Below are 22,840 nucleotides of genomic sequence, written 5' to 3' on the forward strand. Positions count from 1 at the left end.
CCCTCTGGTATTGGTGATTTTTATCTCAAGCCTGCCATTGCAGTACCTGTCGTGATGTCAACTTCGTCTGGAAGGAACTCGTAGAAGAACTTTCCGTCGATAATCTTTGCAAGGTAATCTTTTGTGCGGTCGATAACCTTGTAAGTCTTGAAGAATGTCGTTCCGTTGCAGGCGATGCAAATTGGTTTTGCCGCATCTTTGCCTTCGCCACACTGCATGATACAAGAAGCGAGGATGATTGCTGCAAGTTTTGACATGCGGTCAACGAGTGCATCAAAAAGCTCAAAGAGAACTGCCGCATCTTCGGCTGTTGCCTTTGCGAATGTTTCTGGAGCAACAGTTTTGCTTTCTGAGTATTTGTGGAGGAATTCGTTTACTTCGATAGTAGAAATTGCCTTGATTGAAGTGACTGAATCGGCGAACTGTGCAGAGAAGAGGCCTTCTTTTGCCGCAATGTGAAGAACTTCAAGTGCTACAGGACCGAGATATGCGCCTGAGCAGAGCTTTTCGTATGGTGCGTAGCCTGGTTTTACGCTCTTTTCATCAACGAGAATGTCGAAGTCAGAATTTTTGTAGCCACCGAATTTTGCGCTCTCACAGACGATAATCTGCTTTTTGAGATCCGGGTAATCAGCGCGCTCGCTCTGAACGTAAGCTGCGTTGAGGCCTGTTCCGAGGATAAATCCGATGTAAGAAGAATATTTTGGGCTTCCGCTGCCTGCAAGAAGGGCAGAAGCAGTGTCGTTGAGAAGAACGATTTTCGGGTCGTTTGTCCAGCCGTGCTCGACAAGGGCTTTTTTGAGCTCTGCACCGATGTGGCATCCTACAACCTCTGGAGCTTTTACTTCTTTTGAGAATGATTTGAGGATTCCGTCGGCTTCTTCAGTGATTGTCATGGCATATGAGAAGCAGAAGCAGATTTCACGGCAAGTGTTCTTGAAGCGTTCGATGTTGCCTGCGATTTGATCGAAGAATTCTTTTTTGCTAAGCTCGCGTTCTGTGCCCGGCATCTTTGTTTTTTCGAAATTTGAGAAAGTTGGGGCTGCTGTTTTTGAGAAGGTTACGAGTGAAGAGCGGAAATTTGTGCCGCCGGCATCGATTACGATGACAGATTTGTCCTGCATGGTGATTGTTGAAGGGTCGATGTATGTGCGAATCATGTCCTGATCAGCTTTGTGGCCCAAAAGACCTTCATGCATGTCTGAAATAAAACTTTTTACCAGTGCGTTTAAATCAAAGTCCTGATAAAATCCGTGTTTTTCGAAGAAAGATTTTACGTTTGCGTTCATAATGTTTCCTACTTTATGAAAAATTATATTTATGGCATTAATTATACTCCAGTTGAAGAAAAAATTCTAAGTTTTTTTAGCAAATTTTTGTTAAATTATGGAGATAAATAGAAGAATTTGTTTTCTCCGGCTCCCCTACTGTCTTGACTGAATTTAGTAATACTCTTACAATTTTGTTACTATGAATAGCAACGGAGCTTTAGAGAAAATTCTACATTCATTTGAGCGCTACTACAATGTCTCGACAGAAGGCGTTGCCGCTCCATTTTCAGCCGAAGCTATTTTTAATTCCCACAGTGAACAATATTTTTTAGTAAAAGCCGCAAAAACCGCGGATATTGATTCAAACGAATTCGTTTTCTTCTATTATAATGGTGAAATTGCAGGGGCAAACTCGGCAATGACAGCAGGCAAAATTGAAGAACTTTCAAATATCGCCTGGGAGAGGGGGCTTTCCCGGGTCACTCCTTACTACGGTCATCGCAATTCTGACGTCACACTGATTATTCTTTCTGACAAAATCGATGACGAATCTTTCAAAAAAATCAAAAAATTAAATCTCTACAAATCATATAAATTCGGCCTTTATGGCTGGAGTTCTTTTCGGGCATTAGCTTATGAGACTTCGACAGGTCGTGCCGCAACAAATCGACGTGGCTCTGACTTGAAAAAGCTCGTGGCTTCGCTATAAAAAAAGTTTCCAAAAGGGGGAAAATGTAAAAATGACAGCATTGTTAATCATTCTTGCTGCAATCGCCTTGCTTTTCTGTGGCTATGTTTTCTATGGCTCATGGTTGGCAAAACAGTGGGGTATCGACCCTGCACGAAAAACGCCTGCTGTAGAAAAGGCAGACGGTGTTGATTATGTTACCGCAAAACCAGCTGTTTTGATGGGACATCACTTTTCTTCAATCGCTGGTGCCGGCCCGATTAACGGTCCGATTCTGGCTGCTGTTTTCGGATGGGTTCCGGTTTTCCTTTGGTGTGTAATCGGTGGTATTTTCTTCGGCGGCTTGCAGGACTTCGGTTCACTCTTTGCTTCTGCACGCAACGACGGAAAATCAGTCGGTGAAATCATCAAGGCTTCAATGGGTAAGACTTCTAAAAAGCTCTTTATCATTTTCGCCCTTCTTGTTTTGATTTTGGTTATCGCTTCATTCGTAAACGTTGTTGCAGGTACATTCCTCACAAAACCGGATGCAGCTGGAAATCTTGTAACTGGCTTCGTAACAAAAGCACAGGGACTTACAAACAACCAGACAACAGCAATCATTTCTGTTCTCTTCATCTTCCTTGCAATCGGTTATGGCGTTCTTACAAACCGCTGCGGCGTTAAGACTTTGCCGGCTACAATCATCGGAATCATCGCAATCGCAGCAATCATCGTTCTCGGTTTAAACGTTGGTCTTGCCCTCAGCCGAAACACTTGGATTGTAATCATCGGTCTTTACATCGCAATCGCTTCGCTTATTCCTGTATGGATTATGCTCCAGCCTCGCGATTACCTTTCATCATATCTTTTGTATTCAATGATGCTCGTTGCTCTTGTCGGAATCGTTACTTCTGCTGTACGCGGAAACGCAAGTTTCGCAATTCCTGCATTCAACGGCTGGAAAGTTAACGGCAACTATATGTTCCCGACTTTGTTCATCACTGTTGCCTGCGGTGCCTGCTCTGGATTCCACTCACTCATCGCTTCAGGAACTTCTTCAAAACAGCTTGATAACGAAAAACACGCAAAGGCTATCGGTTACGGTTCAATGCTCATTGAATCAGCACTCGGCATCATTTCTTTGATTGCTGTCGGTGTTGTCTGGGAAGCTTGGGGCAAAAAAGAATTCGGCTCTCCATCTGCTGCATTTGGTGCCGGTATCGCTACTTTGTTCGGTGAAAAAGGCACTCCAATCTACAATACAATTTCTGCACTTTTGACTCTCGCAGTTTCTGTATTCGCACTCACATCTCTGGACTCTGCAACTCGTTTGAGCCGATTCATGTTCTCAGAACTTTTCCTTAAAGATGATGAGCCAACATGGAAAGACGCAAAAAGCCCGGTTCGAAAAGTTCTTGCAAACCCATTCTTCGGTACAGCATTGATGGTAATCGTCGGCTGTATTTTGGGCGGTCTCTCACTTTCTCAGATTTGGGGTCTCTTTGGTGCTGCAAACCAGCTTCTGGCAGGTATTGCTTTGATGGCTGTTGCCGCTTGGCTCGGTGAAGTTGGAAAGAACAACAAAATGTTCTTCATCCCAACAATTTTCATGCTCGCTGCAACTTTGACACAGCTTATCCTTACTGTAATCGGCAAAGTAAAATTCATTGCTGCCGGTCAGTTCACAGCTGCAAATCCTGCATGGGGCAACTGGTTCCAGCTCTTGTTCGCAGCTGCAATGGCAATTCTTGCAATCGTACTCGTTATTGAGGGTGTTAAGACATTCTCAAAACAGTGCAAGAAATAAGATAACAGCTAAAAACTAGCTGGACGGGGCCTGCGCATAAGCAGGCTCCGTTTTTTTTACAGAGAAGATTAAGCCTTGCAAAAATCGGAAAAAGGCCTCATACTTAATTTAATATTAATAAATTTTGTAAATATCATTAAGGAGAGTAGTCATTATGAAAAAAACACTTTTGAGAAAAATCTTTTCATTATTTGCTGCTACATTCATTTCTGTCATGGCTTTTTTAATCCTTTTTTCTTCCTGCAAACAGCCGGATACTATTAACAACTATTACACTGTCTATAAAGACGCCGAAGAGGAGTCAAATGACTTTATTTCCGAGGCTATTCCGGTTTATAACGGCAAAAAAAGTGTAGATTTACCTTCTGGTTCAATGTTTGTACGTTTTTTTGACAAAAACAAATATATTCCTTATGTTGCTGTTAAGTACTATCTGGAAACTTTTGCTGATGTAGTTGTAATAAATGAGTCATACAGTGAGCATAAATATAAGTATTACAGTACAAAAATTGCAGGTAAATTTTTTAATCTTATTGTTGATGCGAAAAATGATACGATTTTCTGCCCTAACTGGTATTGTTTTGGACTTCCGACAGCTGAAGAAAATCAAAACTCAGATGGTATGGTAAGCAAAGTTTATGAGCTCATGCAGACAAGCAGTGTTTTTTATATGGGCGAGAAATCAATAACTTTCGATTTAAAAAAATATGGTTTTAAGATTTATGAAGCTACAGATGATGCCTATGTTCCCTTGTTCATAATGAATCAACTTTTTTCTTGCAAAGAATATGCTGATTATGTTTTCAATGGAGAGGCTGTTTATTATGCTGCCTTTAATAGTGATTATAATTATAAAAGTTTTCAATCTAGTTCCTGGTATAGAGACGAAAATGGGAAAATAAAGGAAAGACCACAGGAACTTATAGATGCCTCTTATAATCTGTTGTGTTTTACTCACGATTATCTTTATGGCCATTCGGGATACTATGGTTTTGCTGATACAGAAGGAAATGGATATGCAAACCCGGAAATTGTAAAAGAAGCAGATGCCCTCAGTTTTGACGAGCTTCTAAATAAGTATGATCCAGACGTAAAAAAAATGCTTCATTCATCTTCTTATGTGGAATACATAATTGGATTATATTCGCTTTTTTATTATACATATGGAGATCTTCATTCAAACCTGATGATTTCAAACTACTTTACATTAGACAGCTCTGACGTATTGAAAGAAAGCAGAGCGAAGATAAAATCAAGTAATAAAGCAAAAAAAATGTATGGTTTAGATGGAACTCCTTCTCTAGAGAGCATTCGAAAGGTTTCTGGTAAAGAAGAAGGTCTGGAACTTTTGACTGGGGGAAAAACGGCAGTTATTCGCTTTGACAATTTTACTTATTCAATTGATGAATGGGAAAAATATTATTCATCTTCACCTGAGCCTGAACCAAATCCAGCGGAAGCAGTTATTGCTGATGATACTTGTGGTCTTGTATACAAATCTTTCTACGCTCTTTTAAATGATAATAATTATAAAAATGTAAAAAATGTCATTATAGATATAAGCTGCAATGGAGGTGGTTTTACAGCATCTTTGTCGTATTTTCTCCTGGCTATACAAGGCCCGTATTACCAATATGCAATCTCGGATAACACAGGACTTAAAGAAACTAGGTATCATAGTAATGCTGATTTAAATCTTGACGGTAAACTGGATGAAAAAGATTTGGAATATGGTAAAAAAATTCGTGAGAAATTTAAGTTTGCCGTACTTACGAGTTTCCAGTCATTTTCTTGTGCCAATTATTTTCCATGTTCTTGTGCAGAGGCAGGAATCCCTATTATTGGGGAAAGATCTGGTGGTGGAAGTTGTGATGTAAGGGTGGCAGCAACTGCGGACGGTTTCCCATGCAGTTACTCAAATGCAAGTCGAACTGTTTTTGCAGACGGTACGAGTACGGAATATGGTGCTCCTGTAGATATTGAAATGCCCTGCGAAGATTTTTATAACGAGGCAAAGCTCAATGAGGTGATGAATAAATTGTATGGAAACTAAGTTAATCGCGGATAACTCTTTTTTCCTAATACTCATCTTAAATTTTCCTTCTTCTTGATGTAAACTTCTTACAGTTCATTTCTATATTATAGGAGATTTTTTTTTATGAAGAAATGCATCAGGATTTTTTTAGCAATTCTTGGATTATCAGTATTTTTTTCGACATGTGCTTTTGCTTCTGACTCAACTTCTGGCTCTGCTTCTTCTGACTCAACTCCAGTTTCTCTTTCACTTTCGGCTTCGGATTTACCGGATGGATTTGCGGGTACTGAATTCAAAAAAATTAAAACTGATTCTTCCGTAACCGTAAACAACAAAATAGATTTGCTTGCTGCCATCAAAAAGGGCGGGGTGATTTATGTTGACGGCATGATTGACCTTTCTGACGGAATGCTTCCGGAAGTGGGCGGCGGTTCAAATCCGGCTTTGGACGCGTTTGTCAAAAAGAACAGCTCTTTTTCTACTTATTCAGAGTATCGCGAAGCTTATGCTGCTAATTGTAAAGTGGAAACCGAAGACTCAAGCAAGGGGCCCCAGAGCCGCTACTATGAAACCATGCACACGCTGAACACAAAGTATCGTGATGTAATCAGACTTTCTGTAAAAAGCAACACGATTCTGATCGGTTTGAACGACAATTCCGGCTTTTCCGGCGGATGCCTTTCAGTCAGCGGTGTTTCAAATGTAATTCTCCGCAATTTGAAGATTGTGGATGCTTACGATCCTTTCCCTCATCACGAAAAAAACGACGGCTACAATGCCCAGCACGATGCAGTTTCAATCGAAAATTCAAAGAATATCTGGGTTGACCACTGTACTTTTGCTGATACAAAAAGCCTTGATCATGTATTGACTGGCGGAAAAACTGATGAAAAGTGGCAGACTTATGACGGTCTCTGCGACATCACGAAAAGCAGCGACAATGTTACGGTTTCATACTGCAAATTTATGAATCATTCAAAGACAATGCTGATTGGTTCAAGCGACTCTGAGCAAATCTCGGCTAAAAACCGAAAAGTCACTCTCCATCACAATTATTTCTACAATTGTGCTTCACGCTTGCCGATGGTTCGCCTTTCTTGGATTCATTCTTACAACAATTATTTTGATGCTGAATCTTCTGCACCTTACGGAAACTCTTACGCTCTTGGCGTCCGCTACAATTCTCTGATTAATTCTGAAAACAACTATTACGGTTCAGGAATCAAAAATTCTTACGCCGGACATTCAAGCAAATACGGCACGGTTTATTCTTCTGGGGAAGCCGACAATTCAAAAAGCGGTAAAAAATCCAGTGAATTCAAAGTGTCGGACGGTCCTTTGTTTGAAATCCCTTATAAATATGAAAAGATTCCTGCTGAGCAGGTGCCTGACTTTGTTAAGGCAAATGCTGGAACAGGAACCCTTTCTGCTAAATAATTTTAGAAATTTCCCTTACAGATTCGGGAAGTGGTAGGTTACGCCTACTGAAAGGTTTGTGACTTTCTTGCTCAGCTCGGTTTTGTATGAAGCCGAGCCCGAAGAAAGGTAGTAATCGGTGTTGAAGTATTTTGCGAAGAGTCCAGAGACTGTAACAGTCAGCTCTTCTACAGGATAGAATTCAATGCCGGTTCCTACGCAGAAGCTGTCCAAAACCGGGTTGAAGGTGCTGTTCGAGTCATCTTTTGTGCCCTGATTTCCGTACTGTAAGCCCAGGCTGTACGAAGCCCATTTGCAGAATTTCCAGTCTGCTCCGAGTGCCACTTCCCAAGAATTTGCATAGTCTGTCTCGCCAAGAATTGAATCCTGATCGGCAAAATAATTGAAATAATAGTTAAAGCTTGTGCTCAGGTAAAGATTGTCCAAAAGCTGGCAGCCTGCTCCCAAATTGAGGGCCGCCGGAAGGTCTGTGTGGAAGGTCTTGCCGTCTGTGATTCCGAATTGAGAAGCAAGATTTCCATCAACATCCTTTACCTTGTATTTTACTGATGATTTTGACTGATACTGTACTGCAAGGTCGACGATTTCAATCGGACGCCAGTGGATTCCGAAAACGCCGCTGACCGTGTAGCCGTTTGCCTTGTAAGAAATCGTGTTTCCGCCGTTTCCAAGAAGGGTGAATGCGTCAGATTTGATTTCCATTTTCTGTGTTCCATGAACATAACGCAAGCCTGCCGCGAAAGAAAGATTGTCCATGAAAAGGTAGCCCATGCCGAGCTGTCCACCGTAAGTTATTGACGTTACGTTGAGTTTATGATTTTTTGCGGCTTCTGTAAGTGCCTGTCCCATTTTTTGAGCTGTCTGCGCTGCCTGTTGATTCTGGGCAGCCATAGCAGCCTGTGCCTGCTTCATGTAAGTTGCTGCTGCTCCGCCGAAAAGCATTGTCGTTGCGCTTGTTCCCTCGCTGTATTCAAGGGCACCACCGCCTGCGTATACGCCGAAATTTCCAAAAACAGAAAAATTGCTGTGCTTGTAGACGAAATCTGCATCAGGATAGAACCAGACCGTTGTCTCGTCATTTGAGTAATAGTCATTAATTTCGAGTGGGGCAGAGGCAAAAACGTTGCCTGTTTTCATTTCGTTGCCGTACTCTTTAAAAACGAACTGGTTTCCTGCTTCGATGTGAAGACCCTCTGTCAAAAAAGCTGTTCCTGCGACATTGTAATAAGAAGCTTCCGGTCTTTTTGCCTCAGTGTTGCGGCTTGGATTACGAAGATAACCCGTGCTCATATTGGTTTTGTTCTCTACTCCGCTTGCGAAAACTGCTGCTGCACCTGAAATAAGAATCACAGCTGTGGCAAATCTTTTCATTTGTCTTTTACTCCTTAATAAGATTGACACTTTTGGGAAAAATGTCAGTTTGACATATTAGAGATTTTTGTCATGCATGTCAATTTGATTTTTGCAAAAAACAGGGCGGAAAAATATAAACTTGACTTTCTAAAATTTCACACTTAAAATTAAATTCTTACAAAAAGTTAAAAATGAAATTCAAAAAAAAATTCTCTTTCATCGTTATCATTTCTTCGCTTGTTCTTGTCTTTCTCTTTCTTTTTTTCTCGTTTATTTTTCTCAGTTTAAATAATAAGGAGCCGGAAAAGAGCAGCAAGAGGCTTATTCTTGGATTTTCTCAGATTGGGTCGGAGAGTGCCTGGCGTACCCGCAATACCCAGTCAATTTTTGAGGCGGCAGAGGCAAATGGAATCCAAATTCTTTTTGATGACGCACAGCAAAAACAGGAAAATCAGCTTAAGGCAATCCGTTCTTTTATCGTTTACCAGGTTGATGTGATTGCGTTCGTGCCCATCGTTGAGGACGGCTGGGATAATGTTCTTCGTGAGGCAAAAAATGCGGGAATTCCTGTGATAATCGTGGACAGGCAGATTAATGCGCCCGAATATCTTTATTCGGGATTTTTGGGCGAGAATTCTCTTGAAGAAGGTCACAGGGCTGCTGAATATCTTTTGAAAAAAACTTCTGGAAATTCTTCGCCGGTCAACATTCTTGAAATCTCCGGAACTGAAAATTCTTCGATTGTGAAGGGTAGGGCCAGGGGCTTTAGGGAAGGGATTGACTCTGATTCCAAATTCAACATAATTCATTCGGAGAATGGGGATTTTTTACGCTCGCGGGGCAAGGAAATCGCCGAAAATCTGATTCAGAAATCGCGTGATTCTGGCAAATTTAAAAACGACCAGCTTTATTTCGACGGTAAAAAAATCGATGTCATCTTTTCCCACAATGATTCAATGACTCTGGGACTTCTGGATTCTTTTGCAAATTACGGCATAAACTCTGCGGACACAATCATAATCACTTTTGATGCCGAGCAAAAATCAATCGATGCCCTTGTCGAAGGAAAACTGAATTGCGTCGTGGAATGTAATCCCAACCTCGGCGAAATGCTCATGCAGCTTGTAAAACAGGTTGTGGCCGGAAAGACCATTCCTCGAATCACTTACAACGAAGAAAAAATCTTCACCGAATACGATGACTTTTCAAAATACGAGCCCAGGGGTTACTAAATGAAAAACCAGAGCCTCAGGAAGACCGTAAAATTCACCTACATCATTCTGCTTTCAATCACGCTGATTCCTTCGATTTTCTCAATCGTCGTATCGCAAATCCACACTCAGCGCTACAACAAAATCATTTCCAACGTCAGCAAGGCCAACAAAATCAACAGCATCGCCAAAAACGACATCCCGGAAGAACTCTGGAACATAATCTGCGGCAAAAAGGAAATCAAGGAAGGCCGCCAGTACGAAATGATGAACGAAATCACTTTCGGGCTTGAGGAAATGCTGAGAAGTACAAAATCGAATGAAAGCCGGGACAAGCTTGAGGTCGCCACACGTGCCAGTGCCACTCTTTTGCGCAACATCCACATTCTTATCGAGCAGATGGGATTTGGCAGTACGGTCAGGCAGAACGAGGAAAGTCTTGATGAAATTCGCACGATTGCCGTGCTTTTTTCGGACATCATGCAGGATTTTATCGTGGCGGAAAGTGAATCTGCTTCGGAGACCAACCTTTCGATTAAAAATGCCTCCATTATTCTGACCGTGATTCAGTTTTTCATTACGGTCGTTGCCCTTTTTGTTTCCGCCAACAGCTTCCTTACGGTTTCGGGAGTAATTCTGGAAGAGCAGAAGAATTTTCAGAAGGCGGAAATGAAGGCTTTGCAGGCTCAGATTACGCCCCACTTCCTTTACAACACTTTTGACACGATTGTCTGGCTGGCCGAGGAAGAAAAGACTGATGAAGTCGTGCGCATTACCAAGGCTTTTTCGGACTTTCTGCGCATTTCACTGAGCCGGGGCCACGAATGGATTACAATCGGGCAGGAACTCGACCACATCAAAAATTACCTGACGATTCAAAAAATCCGTTACGCAGACATTTTGAATTATAAAATCGAGGCGGATGAAAGCTTACTGGGCTTGAAGATGATTAAACTTGTCCTTCAGCCGCTGGTCGAGAACGCCATTTATCACGGAATAAAAAACAAGAGGGGCAGGGGAGAGCTTTCTGTTTCGGTGAAGTACGCCGGTGAGGATAAAAAGAAAATCCGCTTTGAGGTAAAGGACAACGGAGCGGGCTTTACTGAGGCCAGACTTGCGGAAGTGAGGCTGGAACTTTCCCTGATGGTTTCGGAAAAACTGAATTCTGTCTACGGCCTTTACAATGTGAATAAAAAGCTAAAACTTTATTATGGCGAGCAGACGGAAGGTCTTGTGATTGAGTCTGAGCCGGGCAAGGGCAGTTCGATTTCTTTTGAGATTCCATGCGAAAATGGAGAGGCGGCAGGGGTAGAAAATGTATAGCGTGTTTGTTGTTGATGATGAGCCTATTGTTCTCGAAGGAATCCGTTCCAAAATTGACTGGGAATCGAGCGGCTTTACCTTTGCCGGTGAGGCCACTGATGGTGAGATTGCCCTTTCCATGCTTCACGAACTCAAGCCGGATATTCTGATTACTGACATTAAAATGCCTTTCATGGACGGATTGCAGCTTGCCCAGGCGGTAAAGCGGATTCAGCCCTGGATTAAAATCATAATTCTTTCGGGTCACGATGAATTTGACTACGCCAAAAAAGCAATTTCAATCGGAATCGAGGACTATCTTTTAAAGCCCTTCACGCCGGACGAGCTTTTAAAAAGCCTCAACAAGACGGCCCTTCAGATTGATAAGGAACGCAAGCAGCTTTCTGACATTTCCCGGCTCAAAGAAGAACTGAAATCGAGTGAGGCTCTCAAAAAGAAGGAATTCCTGAACAATCTCGTTCACGCGGCTGAAAACATGAGCGATGTGATGCAAAAATCCCAGGAGCTGCACCTGAATCTCATTTCCCGCTTTTACAAAGTCTTAATCAGCCGGATTAAAAGCCGCACCGACAATATTCAGAATCAGGAAGAAGCCTGTTCCTTGCTCAATTCGTATTCCGGACTTTGGGAGCAGGCGGACTGTTTTTTTCATCACTCGAACCTGCTTGTCTGCATTTTTAAGGGAAGCAGCCGGGAAGAACTGGACGAGAGCATTTTCCACGCGGCAGAGGCAATTGCCCACATCGCCACAAAAAACGACGACTGCGAGGTTTTAACGGCTATCGGAAAGACGGTTGAGCATCTTTCCCAGCTCAATCTTTCCTATGATGATGCCAAAAAAATCCTTGCGATTGGCGGAAAGGGCGAGAAAAACAGGATTATCAGCTCGGAAGACCTGGAAGGAGGGCTTGGTTCTGAGGCGAATGCTGATTCTTCGGCGGGACTTCTTGATTTGAAGGAAAATGACCCGCTTGTGGACAGGCTTAAATACGCTGGCAAGAATGACATTTCCGCGATTATCGATGAATCAATGGAGCTGATACGCAACAATCCCGGTCAGTTCAGTGTTTTTGCTTCTTATCTTTTGGTTGATTTGATTTTTGCCGTGTCCAAACTGGTTGAAAAGCTGGGCGGCGACATTAAGGAACTGAAGCCGGAAATTTTGCAGAGGAAATTTATCGATGATGCCGTTGGAAACGAGAGGGATTTCAGGAAGAACGTTGAGCAGGTTCTTTCCTTTGCTTTGGAATTCCGCGATTCAAAAATGACCGGAAGGTACGGTGACGTGATTTTAAAGGCCAAGCGCTACATCGAAGAGCATTATGCTGACCAGAACACCACGCTGACCACGGTGGCCGAAGCGGTCGCACTCAGTCCCAATCATTTCAGCACGATTTTTTCCCAGGAGTGCAAGACGACCTTCATCGAATATCTTACAAACGTGCGCCTGGAAAACGCCAAAAGGCTCATGCGTGAGACTGAAATGAAGGGCTACGACATAGCCTACGAGTGCGGATTTTCTGACCCCCACTATTTCAGCTACATCTTTAAAAAGAATACCGGCCTTTCACCGAGGGAATACAAGCTGAGCGTGGGTCAGTAGCCCGAATTTTGCATTTTACTGCTGATTTTGATTCTTTCTGTCCTTCAGTTTCTGGTTGATTTTCCGGGCTTCGTGGAAATCAAAGAGATAGGTGAGGAAATAAACTCCGAAGAATACGAGCAGGAACATGATTTCCAGTTTGGCGCAGGAATACAAGTCTTTTTGAATCCAGCCCAGGTTCAGGCCGACAATGAACAGAACCACGTTCAAAAGGGCAATGTAGAGAAGGTAAAAAATGAAGGTCTGGATTCTCGTCATATTCTTTTTGATGTAAAACAAGCCGTAAGCCAGGCCGGAAAATGCACCCATAAACATGATTCCCCAGATGCTTTCCTTCCTCCAGTCCGATCTGTCAATTATTGAAGAGATTAATATGATGAGCGTGATGACGCGGGTTGAAATATTCAGCATTACAGTAAACATTTCGCATCGGTTTTCGTTTTTCATAAGCCCAAAAGCTCCTTTAATGTGCTTAGATAATTTCTTGAAATTACAACTTTGTAGCCGTTCTGCAAAACTGCCTCAAAACGGCCGCCGAAAATCGGAAGAAGACTGTCGATTTTGTCCAGATTTACGATGACGGCTTTGTTTGCCCGGAAAAATGTGCTTGAAGGAAGTTCTTCTTCGAGCTGGTAGAGTTTTGACTTTGTTTCGTATACGCAGTCCTTGGTGTAGGCAAAAACAGTGTCGTCAACGGACTCAAAATATAGAATCTCGCTTTGATCAACGAGGACAATTTTTGAGTCCTTGAAGAAATTCATTTTGCCCTTGCCGCCCTTAAACTGATTTATGAGCCGGGTAAGATTTTCGTCGAGGTAAGCACACTTTATGATTATCTCGTCTTCTTCGTCAGCAGCTTTTTCAAGAATCGTTATTTTCATTTGACATTTTCTCTAGCTTTATTTTAGCACTCTTTTTTGCTTTTTGTAAGGAAATTGTTGAAAGAGTGGATTTGCCGCATTTTTTGTAGCAGTCACCAGCCATCGCCCAGCAGTAAGCCTTGAAGCCTGAATCATCGGAGAGGGAAGCCAGCCTGATAAAATCTTTTGCCCCGGATTCTGATTTTCCGAAGACTCCTTCTGGAACGGATGCACTCACGCTGGCCCGGTTTAAAAGCACTTCAATTTCGCCATCCTGACCGAAAGCAAGTTCTGCCGCCTTATCCAGATATGTGTAGGATTCGTTTACAAGCATGACGGCCTGAATTACCGAAGAATTTCCGCCTTTTTTTGCCAGATTTGCGCCGTAATTTGCAAGACTCGAAAAATCTTCGGGATTTTCATCAATTTTCTGCTTATAACAGGCAAGATTTTCCTCAATGCTGTCTGAGCCTGAATAGGACTTGGTGGCTTCCTCAAAGATTTCCTTCATCTGATTTATAAAAGCCTCGTCTTCCTTTTCGCTGGCCTTATCCTTTTTCTGGACTTTCATCTCAACTTCAAGCGGACTGGAATTTTCTTCGTTAAAGAGGGGCTTTCCGTCTGCAAGAATGTAGTGCCGGGTCTTTTTTGCGCCGAGAACTCTCTGCAGCCCCTGGTCTTTGAGCGGAATCCTGATTTTCAGCTGGCTTCCTTCTTCCAGATAGAGAAACTGAGCGTCACAGACAAAATTTTTAGCGTAATCATAGATTTTTGCCCCATTTTCTGAAACTTCGACCTCATAATCCCAGGTCTGATTTTCCGAAATATTGTCAAAATCAATGTAAATCACGGCATTTTTTAGGGTCTCCGTTCTTTTTTTATAGTCAAGAACCAGCTGCCAGTATTCAGAATTATCCACCCACTTTGCGTTTATCACCGGCTGGAAAACAGTGTACTTTACGAAATCGAGTGAATCTCCCTCATCAAGAGTCTCAATAAATTCTTCCGCGACTTCGCCACCGGTAAAGCTCGGGTGAACTCGAAGGTGCTTACCCAGTAAGGAATCGAGCTGAGTGTCAAAAAAGAAGAAGAGACTTACTCCGAAAAGGCAGATAAATGCCGCATTTATGGTCAAAATTTTCTTTATCATTTTACAAGGCTCCTTTAATCGCATCGAAAACAATTTTTATGCTTCTGTCTACAAAGCCCGAAGACATAATCATGCCGAAAGTGAAAGCCGCAAAGCGGAAAAGCTGGGCCGGCTCTGAAATTTCCTGAAGGACGCGGCCGAAAGCAGTTTTTGCCTCTTTTTTGCCGCAGGAACACTTTCCTTTTTTCATGTTGAAGCGGAATTCGTAGGAAATCGCTTTTTCCGGGCAGGCATTTACGCACTCACCGCACTTGGCGCAGTTGAGTTCCGGGTGCCCCTTTTTTTCCTGAATTGTAGTGATGTCAATCGCTCCGAATGGGCAGGCATTTGCGCATTTTAAACAGCCCTTGCACTTGTCTGTGTCGATTTTCATGGTGAAGAGGCTGATTCTGTCTGTCAGCGAGGCAAAGGCTCCGAAAGGACAGAGTGTGCTGCACTGAGTCCGTCTTTTTGTGAGAATCGGAAGGATTACGACAAGCCCCAGAAAAAGACCGATGAACATGACTCCCGCAATCAGGGTCGGAATTGAATTCATGGGGAAATATTCCGTGGTCAGCTTGAAGGGGCAGAACCATTCGCAATAAATGCAGGAAAGCTGGCAGATTGAAGCAAGAATTATGAAAAAGAAAAAGCCGAAGTGAATTTCCCGCATTTCCTTGTTTTTTGGAAGAAGAATGAGGCGGCGTTTTTTTGCCACATGACTGAATCCTTCTTCCCAGCCGCCGTAAAAGCAAATCCAGCTGCACCAGCCTCGGCCGACCGTGAGGACAAGGGCCAGCCAGATACAGATCATGCTTGCCGCCGCTGCGTACATTCCGGAAACTCTTGCAGGGAAGATGATTGATTTCGTTATTAAAAAAGGAACTAAGACCTGTGGAATCGCGATGTGGCAGAAGGGGAGCTCGGAGTTGTTCATCGCCTCGCTGGTGATTGCCATGCTTCCGCGCTCGGCGTACAAATCAGCGATAAAGGCAATGCAGAATCCCACGGCAAAGACAGTCTGAAAAATCCTTCGGTAAATGACGCCGCTTCCAACTCTTTTCCGCTCGGCAAAAGTCATCCGGGTATAAAGGAAAATGAGGAAAAGCGCGTAAATTATGCTGGTCGGCTCGAAATTTCTCATCACTACGCCAAAGAAAAATACAAGGCAGCTCATCAGTCCGCATAAAACAAAACTTGAAATCATAAAAAACTCCTGTTAAGAAAAGAAAAATGGAAGAAGACCAAGGAAAATCAGAAAATAAAGGCTGACACAAAACTGAGTCACCCGTGAAACCCGCTTGATTACAGGCAGTTTTTTTGCCACGAAAGGAATTCCCAAAAGAGGAATGAAAAATGGCAGGGTTCCAAGATAGAAGAAGACGAAGTAGAAAAAGCCTGAGATTCCATTTCCGCCGAAAACCGAGCGAAGGATTGCAGTCCAAAGGGGAGGGCAGACGTGAAGCCCCACCGCAAGACCAGTCACAAGAGCTGTAATCCAGTCGTTTCCTATCCGGCGTAATTTTGGTGAGTGGCAGCCGTCCTTACAGCCCCAGGGAAATTTAAGTCCGAGCGAATTAAACAAAAGCGAAAGTCCGCAGAAAATATAGGCGTAAACAGAAAGGTGCCTTGCAAGCACCGGGTTCATGTATTCGTTTACGAGCAGTCCTAGTCCTGCAAAAGCCGCACCCAGAATAAAGTACATGGTCAGTCTGCTGCCAAGAAAAGTCGCCACCAGTCCCGCGTTCCTCTTGTGTCCGCATTTTTCGCAGCCGAACAAAAAGGGAATCAGTACGGGAGCACAATACATAGTGCAGTAAGTTCCGGTAGAAAGCCCAAGTAAAATCGCTTCCAGAATCATATCAGCCTCCAATTTTTCAGATATGAGCAGAATAAAATAGAAGGCCCGATAAAACAATAAGCTTTTCGGTAAGATGCAACAAAGGAAGGGTATAATGAAATATTTGAAGGGTAAAAAAAAAGGCTGCCCCTTATTTTGGGACAGCCAGAAGACTTAGCCTGCCATTGCGCCGAGCTTTTTCTTTCTCTGTGCGAGAATTACACTCTGAAGCAGGATAAAGAAACACAGCATGAGGCCGGTCGTGATGCTCTGCCAGTATGGCTCACGCAAGCCCGATGCTACGACGATGTTGTTGATTGTCTTGAGCGACATAACGCCGAAGAGGGTTCCGATTACGCTGCCGACACCGCCTGAAAGCAATGTTCCGCCGATGATGGAAGATGCGATTGCCTGCATTTCGGCTCCGGTTGCGTTTGATGCGTTGCCCGCGCCTGTGTGCAGAAGGTAGATGAAGCCCGCGATTCCAGCAAGAAGGCCACACAAAACGTAAGCGAAGAACTGAGTTCGTCGGACGTTGATACCGAGCATGAGGGCACTTTCACTGTTGCCGCCGACTGCGTAAAGGTTTCGGCCGAAGCGGGTCCATTTGAGCATTGCCCAGAGGATGAGAACCACAAGAAGAGCAATTACGACGCCGACTTCAATTGAAGAAGGAATCCAGTTGCCGTTTTTGGCGTAAGTTCCGATGAAAGGAATATCGATTTCGAAATCCTTAAGATCCTCAAAGAGTTCGTTTGTCGCTGTTCTCGGAACTTTGCTGACGATTGTAGTCATGCCGCGTGTAAAGAACATGCCGGCGAGGGTAACGATGAAGGGCTGAATCTTGAGGTAGGCTACGAAATAGCCCTGAATCAAGCCCATTGCAAGTCCGATTCCAAGTGCAATCAAAACCGAGCTTAAAATGCCGCCGTTGTGGTCTTCCATGAAGACGACGGAAGCCATCGTGATGAGGGCAACTGAGCCGCCGACCGAAATATCGATTCCGCCTGTAATCATTACGATTGTAAGACCGCAGGCCGTTACGATAAGGTAAGCGTTGTTGTTGAACAAGTCCAAAAACTGCTGGGGGTTCAAAAATCCGCCGCCCCAAATCAGCATAGCCAGCAAATACATTCCCACGAAGGTACAGACTGTAATCGTGAGGAGGAGGGTAGTGTTTGAAAGAGGCTGCTTGTCCTTTCCTTTTGCAAAAGGATTAAAATTCTGCAAAGTTTCGATGATGTTTGCCATAATTATTTAGCCTCCACTTTTGCTGCGAGAGCGCGTTTTTCCATAATCTTGTTTTTGAGCTTTCCGAGCCATGCTTTGACGACCGGGGAGCCAGCGACAACGATGATGATGATGACGATTGCCTTGTAAGCCTTGACCGCCGTTGAAGAAACTTTCATCGCGTACAGGGTGATTGTGAGTGCCTGAATGATGTATGCGCCCAAAATCGAGCCTGAAAGCTTGAACTTTCCGCCGCCAAGTGAGTTTCCGCCGATTGCGACTGCAAGGATTGCGTCCATTTCGATGTCGAGAAGGATTGTCTCATGGTTGATGAGTCCGATTCGGCAGACGTTGATTGAGCCGGCCATTGTGACACATACGCCAAGAATTACGAAAACTACGAGCTTCCAGATTACCGGGTTGATACCGTTGAGTTTTGCAGCCCTCTCGTTGATACCGACAGACTGAATGTAGAGGCTGAGGGTCGTCTTTTTGAGAAGAAGGTTAATCAAAATGATGAAGGCAATGACCACAAGAATAGGAGTTGGAACGGCAATGTGGGGAATGAAGCCGCCGATGTATGTCAAAAGAGGACTTTCTACGTTCGGGGTAGCTCCGCCGTTAATCCAGTAAGCGATTGGTCGTCCTGCTGTGTACAAAATCAACGAAGCAATCATCGGCTGAATGTTGAATTTAGCGATGAGGATACCGTTGAAGAGACAGAAGATAACTGCTACGGCACAGGCAAAAATCAAAGCCACGAGGATTGTTCCCGGATTGATTGTGCCGGCGCGCAGGATTTTTACGAAAACCGAACCTGCGATTGCGGCAGCGGCACCGATAGAAATATCCTGACCTTTTGTGGCAGATGTTACCAGGGTCATACCGATCGAAAGAATTACAAGCTCCGAAGCACCGTTCAGGATACTGACAAGGTTGCCGGAAAGGACAGTGTTTCCGAAGTTGTTGCTTTTGATGACGATAGAGAAGAAACTTGGGTCGCGGATAAGGTTGAACACGACCAGAATCAGCAAGGCTACGATTGGGATTGCAAGCTGAGACTGAAAAAGTTTTTTCGTCTGATTCATGATTTTATTAGGCATTTTTTGCTTTTCCTCCCGCAATAGTCTGCATGATTACATCCTGACTAAGTTCCTCGCCCTTAAGCTCGCCCACGATTTTGCGGTCGCGCATGACGATGAGCCTCTGGCAGACTGAAAGCATCTCTGGAATTTCCGAAGAAATGAAGGTGACGCTGACGCCCTGTTCTGCAAGCTTAAGAACCTGTTTCTGAATCTCAAGCTTGGTTCCGACGTCGATACCGCGTGTCGGCTCGTCAAGAATCAGGTACTGTGGGTGGGTCAAAAGCCAGCGGGCAAGAATGACTTTCTGCTGGTTTCCGCCCGAAAGTGACTTAATCGGGGTTTCTTTTGAAGCCGTCTTGATTTCAAGCAGCTTGATGTACTCGTCGGCAATCTTTTCTGATTCTGCTTTTGAAATCGGGTGGAAGAAGCCTTTGAGAACCTGAAGGGCAAGAAGCATGTTTTCGCGGACAGACAAATCCTGAATGATGCCGTCACCTTTTCGGTCTTCCGGCAGATATCCGATTCCGTTTTTCATTGCGTCTTTCGGGCTGCTAATCTTTACATCCTTTCCCTTGATTTTGACTTTTCCGCTGGTAACCCGGTCAGCGGCAAAAATGGCACGGACGCTTTCGCTTCGGCCTGAGCCAAGAAGACCTGTAAAGCCGTTGACTTCGCCCTTCTTGATGTTGAAATCGAATGGTCGGACTCCCTCGGTTGTTGCAAGGTCTGTCGCCTCGTAAACATTTTCGCTTGTCTGTGGAAGAGGCCGCTTCATGTTCTTGAGGTTTGTCATGTCCTCGGCTTCCTTTCCCAGCATTGCTGAAATCAGTTTTACTCGCGGCATTTCGCTTACGGTATATTCTCCGACAAGTTCGCCGTTTCTGAGGACCGTGATTTTATCACAGACTTCGTAAACCTGTTCCAGGAAGTGAGTGATGAAGATGATTCCAACTCCGTGGCTCTTCAAAACCCGCATCAAAGTGAACAAAAGCTCGACTTCGTTGTCGTCCAGAGAAGAGGTCGGTTCGTCCAAAATCAAAACCTTACAGTCCATGTCGACTGCGCGGGCGATTGCGACCATCTGCTGAACGGCGAGAGAACAGGTTCCCAGCTGCTGGCTTGCGTGTGCCGGGATGTTGAGCCTTTTCAAAAGCTCGGTTGCGTTCTTTTCCTGTGCCTTGCGGTTTACAAATTTGTAATTTCCGCGACCAATATACATATTCTCTGCTACCGTGAGGTTAGGGCAGAGGGTAATTTCCTGATAAACTGTAGAAATGCCCAGATTCTGAGCATCCTGAGGGGAACGGATATTTACAGGACCGTCATTTCCTGCGATTCTGATTTCACCGGCATCCTTGATGTGAACGCCAGTGAGAACCTTGACCAGAGTTGATTTTCCGGCACCGTTTTCACCCATGAGCGCATGAATTTCGGCTTCCCGAAGAGTAAAGTCTACGTTTTGAAGTGCCTTTACGCCAGGGAATTCCTTGTAAATTCCGCGCATTGACAAAACAACATCATTTTTTTCCATTATTACAACCTGTAATTTTTTGACTTAAAAAAAACGGCGTAAAATATGCAATTACACACTTTACGCCGTATAATCAGACCGTCTTAAAAGGTCTCTGATTAGTCACCAAGACCGTAAGTATCGATATCAGCCTGTGAGATTTTCTTTGCATCAAATCCCTTTTCGTCAGAAATGATTTTCTTTGAAGGAACTTTTCCGCTTGAAATCATTTTTTCGATTACAGCAGCCTGGAATGGAGAACACTGTCCGTCATAGTTCCAGTTTCCAGCGAGAAGCTCACGGAGAGCCCATTTGTTGCAGTCGAAGCCCATTACAACTACTTTGCCGTTAACACCGTGTGTGATACCAGCTTCGTCCAAAGCTGCAACAGCACCCTTAGCCATACCGTCGTTCTCAGCGTAGATTACGTTGAAGTCTTCTTTTGAGTTGATTACAGATTCAACAATCTTTTTAGCCTCAGCTTCGTCCCATGTAGCTGTCTGCTGAACAACTTTCTTCATTTTGCCAGAAGCGAATTCTGCGTCCAAAGCACCTGTACGACCAATCTGAGCGTCTGAACCCATAGCACCCTGGATGTGAACTACTTTGTATTCTGGAAGATTCTGAGCTTTGAGCCAAGCAACAGCTGTTTCACCTTCTTTTGCCATGTCAGAAACTACAGCAGCTTCATAGTACTTGTCCTTTACGTTGATCATGCGGTCAAACAAGAATACTTTGATGCCGTTTTTCTGAGCATTTTTGAGAACTTTTTCCCAACCGTCAGTAGCAGCTGCAGAAAGAAGAATGTAGTCAACGCCGTCTGTGATGAACTGAGAAGCAGCATTGAGCTGTTCGTCGTTTTTAAGGCTGTAGAATGTCTTTACATCATATTTTGATGCTGTGAAAACATTTTCGAAGTCTTTTACGTTAGCAGCACGATAGCCAGACTCTGAAGGCGGGTTGTTGATAATACCAATCTTGATTTTACCGTCAGCAGCTTTCTTTGATTTTTTAGCTGCGAACACAGAAGTGAGACACATAAGTGCCATCAAACATGCAATTACTTTTTTCATCTAAGAATCCTCCTTTTTTAGATGTTTTGCATTACGATGTTAATGTTAAGCCCGCTTTGTCGGTTTTTGAATAGAAATATTTAGGAATTTTTTTTGAAATTTTTAGGAGTCTTGAATTAAAATTGAATATTATAGAAGAAAAAAGTTTGAAAATTTACGGCCAAGGTTAAAATTTTTACGTGGAAAGTTTTTGCGGGCCCGGGCAAGCGATTGTCAACAAATAAAATGTCGTGTATAGTCTCTTAATTAAAAAGAGGTTTCTATGAAAAAAAACATATTGCTTTTGGCTTTAACACTGGCAGGGCTTTCTTCCGCATTTTCTGCCGGAATGAAAAATGACACGGACGTAACATTTTCCGTCACTCCAATCGACAAGGACGAAGAAGACAAGGTTCAGTTCGGCGGTTCTTACCTGCTCGTTGACTCAAAATTGAATGACGACTATGTGACTTTGGGCGGAAAGCTTTATTACCGGCTCAACAAAACAGATTCAAAAGAAGAAGAATCTCAGAAACTCGAAGTAAAGAGGGCTTTTGCAAAAGTCCGCCCTTTCGGAAACGAGATTTTTGAATTCGCCCTCGGAAAATTGTATTCATATTACCTGACTGGCGGATATTTTGCCCTCACCGAGACTTACACTGGAGCCAGCCGCTGGGGCAAGACAGGAATCGGCGTAAAAAGCGAGTACAATGGTTTTACAGTGGGAGCCGCAATGCCCCTCACGGAAAGTTATGTCGCCTTCAAAAAAGACTGGGGACTGAATTTTGCCGCAAGTTATAATTTTTCTTCTATTAATAAGGAACTTCCTTTGACTTTGGGCTTTGATCTTCAGTACGGAGCCACAGCCGATGGAGAAGCCGATGTAAATTCAGTTTCTGAAAAAGATTTTTCTGAGTGCTTTGCCGCTAATTTTTCAAAAAGAAATTTCAGCATTTTCAAGACTTTCTCAGTCTTTCTGGCATTCTCACACAATGCCGAGCCATACGTCGCAAATTCCATGCTCAGCCCTGTTCAGAACAAAAAAGTTGCTGACTTGAAGCAGACTAATCTCTTTTCACTTGCAATCCGCCCGACAATTGGTAGAATTAGAATTACAAGTGAAAGCGAAATCGGCCATTCAGTCGAGGGAGACATGATTCCGCTTTACACGGCTTTGCAAGTCTACGCCCCGATTCACGGAATTTTTGCAATCAAACCGATGGCAGGCTACTATGCGGCATACGATACAAACGATTCAGCAAAATCTTTCGACACCTGGGAATTTTACCCGCGCGTCATGCTTGAATTCGAAAAATGGACAATCACTGCCGGATGGGATGCCTTCTATAAAAAGATTGCAGATTCAGAATACCGCTGGACATGGACTGTGCCGATTACAGCAAAATTGAAGGTCGGTGAGTAAT

19 protein-coding genes are annotated in these 22,840 nt (G+C 43.7%); 8 read left to right on the plus strand and 11 right to left on the minus strand.

Annotated elements, in window-relative coordinates; all coding sequences use genetic code 11:
• Window positions 1-20: 20 nt before the first annotated feature.
• Window positions 21-1,289, minus strand: a complete 1,269-nt coding sequence (locus tag HNP76_RS12325) for a hexokinase family protein (RefSeq protein WP_184660981.1) — start codon at window positions 1,287-1,289, stop codon at window positions 21-23.
• A 181-nt stretch (window positions 1,290-1,470) separates the two neighbouring features.
• Here HNP76_RS12325 and HNP76_RS12330 point away from each other — a divergent pair, with 181 nt between their 5' ends.
• The 4 genes from HNP76_RS12330 to HNP76_RS12345 all read left to right on the plus strand — a co-directional run bounded on the left by HNP76_RS12330 (window position 1,471) and on the right by HNP76_RS12345 (window position 7,220).
• Window positions 1,471-1,980, plus strand: coding sequence for a DUF8052 family protein (locus tag HNP76_RS12330; protein WP_184660983.1), 510 nt, complete (start codon window positions 1,471-1,473; stop codon window positions 1,978-1,980).
• Between the two features lie 31 nt (window positions 1,981-2,011).
• A complete protein-coding gene (locus HNP76_RS12335; protein WP_184660985.1) occupies window positions 2,012-3,748 on the plus strand; it encodes a carbon starvation CstA family protein in 1,737 nt (578 codons plus the stop codon).
• 154 nt (window positions 3,749-3,902) lie between these two features.
• A complete protein-coding gene (locus HNP76_RS12340; RefSeq protein ID WP_184660987.1) occupies window positions 3,903-5,801 on the plus strand; it encodes a S41 family peptidase in 1,899 nt (632 codons plus the stop codon).
• Between the two features lie 105 nt (window positions 5,802-5,906).
• A complete protein-coding gene (locus HNP76_RS12345; RefSeq protein ID WP_184660989.1) occupies window positions 5,907-7,220 on the plus strand; it encodes a pectate lyase family protein in 1,314 nt (437 codons plus the stop codon).
• 15 nt (window positions 7,221-7,235) lie between these two features.
• On the opposite strand, the gene HNP76_RS12350 is transcribed toward HNP76_RS12345, so the two are convergent.
• On the minus strand, window positions 7,236-8,591 hold the full coding sequence (locus HNP76_RS12350; protein ID WP_184660990.1) for an OmpP1/FadL family transporter: 1,356 nt from the start codon (window positions 8,589-8,591) through the stop codon (window positions 7,236-7,238).
• Between the two features lie 173 nt (window positions 8,592-8,764).
• Here HNP76_RS12350 and HNP76_RS12355 point away from each other — a divergent pair, with 173 nt between their 5' ends.
• Genes HNP76_RS12355 through HNP76_RS12365 form a run of 3 tightly spaced genes read left to right on the plus strand, consistent with a single transcriptional unit; the run spans window position 8,765 to window position 12,710 of the window.
• Window positions 8,765-9,805, plus strand: a complete 1,041-nt coding sequence (locus HNP76_RS12355) for an ABC transporter substrate-binding protein (RefSeq protein WP_184660992.1) — start codon at window positions 8,765-8,767, stop codon at window positions 9,803-9,805.
• Complete coding sequence (locus tag HNP76_RS12360; RefSeq protein WP_184660994.1) at window positions 9,806-11,107, plus strand: sensor histidine kinase; 1,302 nt, start codon at window positions 9,806-9,808, stop codon at window positions 11,105-11,107.
• Window positions 11,100-12,710, plus strand: coding sequence for a response regulator transcription factor (locus HNP76_RS12365; RefSeq protein ID WP_184660996.1), 1,611 nt, complete (start codon window positions 11,100-11,102; stop codon window positions 12,708-12,710). The genes HNP76_RS12360 and HNP76_RS12365 overlap by 8 nt, the downstream gene beginning before the upstream one ends.
• 15 nt (window positions 12,711-12,725) lie before the next feature.
• Here the strand turns inward: HNP76_RS12365 and HNP76_RS12370 are convergent, their stop codons facing one another.
• The 9 genes from HNP76_RS12370 to HNP76_RS12410 form a co-directional block, all read right to left on the minus strand.
• Complete coding sequence (locus HNP76_RS12370; protein ID WP_184660998.1) at window positions 12,726-13,157, minus strand: DUF3021 family protein; 432 nt, start codon at window positions 13,155-13,157, stop codon at window positions 12,726-12,728.
• Complete coding sequence (locus HNP76_RS12375; protein WP_184661000.1) at window positions 13,154-13,591, minus strand: LytTR family DNA-binding domain-containing protein; 438 nt, start codon at window positions 13,589-13,591, stop codon at window positions 13,154-13,156. Before HNP76_RS12375 ends, HNP76_RS12370 begins: the two co-directional genes overlap by 4 nt.
• A complete protein-coding gene (locus HNP76_RS12380; protein WP_184661001.1) occupies window positions 13,572-14,720 on the minus strand; it encodes a hypothetical protein in 1,149 nt (382 codons plus the stop codon). Before HNP76_RS12380 ends, HNP76_RS12375 begins: the two co-directional genes overlap by 20 nt.
• A 1-nt stretch (window position 14,721) precedes the next feature.
• Window positions 14,722-15,906 carry a 4Fe-4S binding protein gene (locus HNP76_RS12385; RefSeq protein ID WP_184661003.1) on the minus strand — a complete coding sequence of 395 codons (1,185 nt, stop codon included), beginning with the start codon at window positions 15,904-15,906 and terminating at the stop codon, window positions 14,722-14,724.
• A gap of 12 nt (window positions 15,907-15,918) precedes the next feature.
• Window positions 15,919-16,560, minus strand: a complete 642-nt coding sequence (locus HNP76_RS12390; protein ID WP_184661005.1) for a sulfite exporter TauE/SafE family protein — start codon at window positions 16,558-16,560, stop codon at window positions 15,919-15,921.
• A gap of 153 nt (window positions 16,561-16,713) precedes the next feature.
• Window positions 16,714-17,790: an ABC transporter permease gene (locus HNP76_RS12395; RefSeq protein WP_184661007.1), complete on the minus strand. Its 1,077-nt coding sequence runs from the start codon at window positions 17,788-17,790 to the stop codon at window positions 16,714-16,716.
• A gap of 2 nt (window positions 17,791-17,792) precedes the next feature.
• Window positions 17,793-18,872 carry an ABC transporter permease gene (locus HNP76_RS12400; protein ID WP_184661009.1) on the minus strand — a complete coding sequence of 360 codons (1,080 nt, stop codon included), beginning with the start codon at window positions 18,870-18,872 and terminating at the stop codon, window positions 17,793-17,795.
• Window positions 18,865-20,385 carry a sugar ABC transporter ATP-binding protein gene (locus tag HNP76_RS12405; protein WP_260309235.1) on the minus strand — a complete coding sequence of 507 codons (1,521 nt, stop codon included), beginning with the start codon at window positions 20,383-20,385 and terminating at the stop codon, window positions 18,865-18,867. The genes HNP76_RS12400 and HNP76_RS12405 overlap by 8 nt, the downstream gene beginning before the upstream one ends.
• Before the next feature lie 98 nt (window positions 20,386-20,483).
• Entirely contained in the window at window positions 20,484-21,437 is a 954-nt protein-coding gene (locus tag HNP76_RS12410) for a substrate-binding domain-containing protein (RefSeq protein WP_184661011.1), read from the minus strand.
• A gap of 262 nt (window positions 21,438-21,699) precedes the next feature.
• Between HNP76_RS12410 and HNP76_RS12415 the strand changes: the two genes are divergently transcribed.
• A complete protein-coding gene (locus HNP76_RS12415; RefSeq protein ID WP_184661013.1) occupies window positions 21,700-22,839 on the plus strand; it encodes a hypothetical protein in 1,140 nt (379 codons plus the stop codon).
• Window position 22,840 lies beyond the last annotated feature (1 nt).

The organism is Treponema ruminis, from assembly GCF_014201975.1.
Taxonomy (GTDB): Bacteria; Spirochaetota; Spirochaetia; order Treponematales; family Treponemataceae; genus Treponema_D; species Treponema_D ruminis.

Excerpts from the sequence above, each read along its gene's own strand:
- HNP76_RS12415 (WP_184661013.1), top strand. The coding sequence starts at position 21,700 with ATGAAAAAAAACATATTGCTTTTGGCTTTAACACTGGCAGGGCTTTCT.
- HNP76_RS12340 (WP_184660987.1), top strand. The coding sequence starts at position 3,903 with ATGAAAAAAACACTTTTGAGAAAAATCTTTTCATTATTTGCTGCTACA.
- HNP76_RS12360 (WP_184660994.1), top strand. The coding sequence starts at position 9,806 with ATGAAAAACCAGAGCCTCAGGAAGACCGTAAAATTCACCTACATCATT.
- HNP76_RS12350 (WP_184660990.1), bottom strand. The coding sequence starts at position 8,591 with ATGAAAAGATTTGCCACAGCTGTGATTCTTATTTCAGGTGCAGCAGCA.
- HNP76_RS12365 (WP_184660996.1), top strand. The coding sequence starts at position 11,100 with ATGTATAGCGTGTTTGTTGTTGATGATGAGCCTATTGTTCTCGAAGGA.
- HNP76_RS12375 (WP_184661000.1), bottom strand. The coding sequence starts at position 13,591 with ATGAAAATAACGATTCTTGAAAAAGCTGCTGACGAAGAAGACGAGATA.
- HNP76_RS12345 (WP_184660989.1), top strand. The coding sequence starts at position 5,907 with ATGAAGAAATGCATCAGGATTTTTTTAGCAATTCTTGGATTATCAGTA.
- HNP76_RS12395 (WP_184661007.1), bottom strand. The coding sequence starts at position 17,790 with ATGGCAAACATCATCGAAACTTTGCAGAATTTTAATCCTTTTGCAAAA.
- HNP76_RS12385 (WP_184661003.1), bottom strand. The coding sequence starts at position 15,906 with ATGATTTCAAGTTTTGTTTTATGCGGACTGATGAGCTGCCTTGTATTT.
- HNP76_RS12370 (WP_184660998.1), bottom strand. The coding sequence starts at position 13,157 with ATGAAAAACGAAAACCGATGCGAAATGTTTACTGTAATGCTGAATATT.
- HNP76_RS12400 (WP_184661009.1), bottom strand. The coding sequence starts at position 18,872 with ATGCCTAATAAAATCATGAATCAGACGAAAAAACTTTTTCAGTCTCAG.
- HNP76_RS12380 (WP_184661001.1), bottom strand. The coding sequence starts at position 14,720 with ATGATAAAGAAAATTTTGACCATAAATGCGGCATTTATCTGCCTTTTC.
- HNP76_RS12410 (WP_184661011.1), bottom strand. The coding sequence starts at position 21,437 with ATGAAAAAAGTAATTGCATGTTTGATGGCACTTATGTGTCTCACTTCT.
- HNP76_RS12390 (WP_184661005.1), bottom strand. The coding sequence starts at position 16,560 with ATGATTCTGGAAGCGATTTTACTTGGGCTTTCTACCGGAACTTACTGC.
- HNP76_RS12405 (WP_260309235.1), bottom strand. The coding sequence starts at position 20,385 with ATGGAAAAAAATGATGTTGTTTTGTCAATGCGCGGAATTTACAAGGAA.
- HNP76_RS12355 (WP_184660992.1), top strand. The coding sequence starts at position 8,765 with ATGAAATTCAAAAAAAAATTCTCTTTCATCGTTATCATTTCTTCGCTT.
- HNP76_RS12325 (WP_184660981.1), bottom strand. The coding sequence starts at position 1,289 with ATGAACGCAAACGTAAAATCTTTCTTCGAAAAACACGGATTTTATCAG.
- HNP76_RS12335 (WP_184660985.1), top strand. The coding sequence starts at position 2,012 with ATGACAGCATTGTTAATCATTCTTGCTGCAATCGCCTTGCTTTTCTGT.
- HNP76_RS12330 (WP_184660983.1), top strand. The coding sequence starts at position 1,471 with ATGAATAGCAACGGAGCTTTAGAGAAAATTCTACATTCATTTGAGCGC.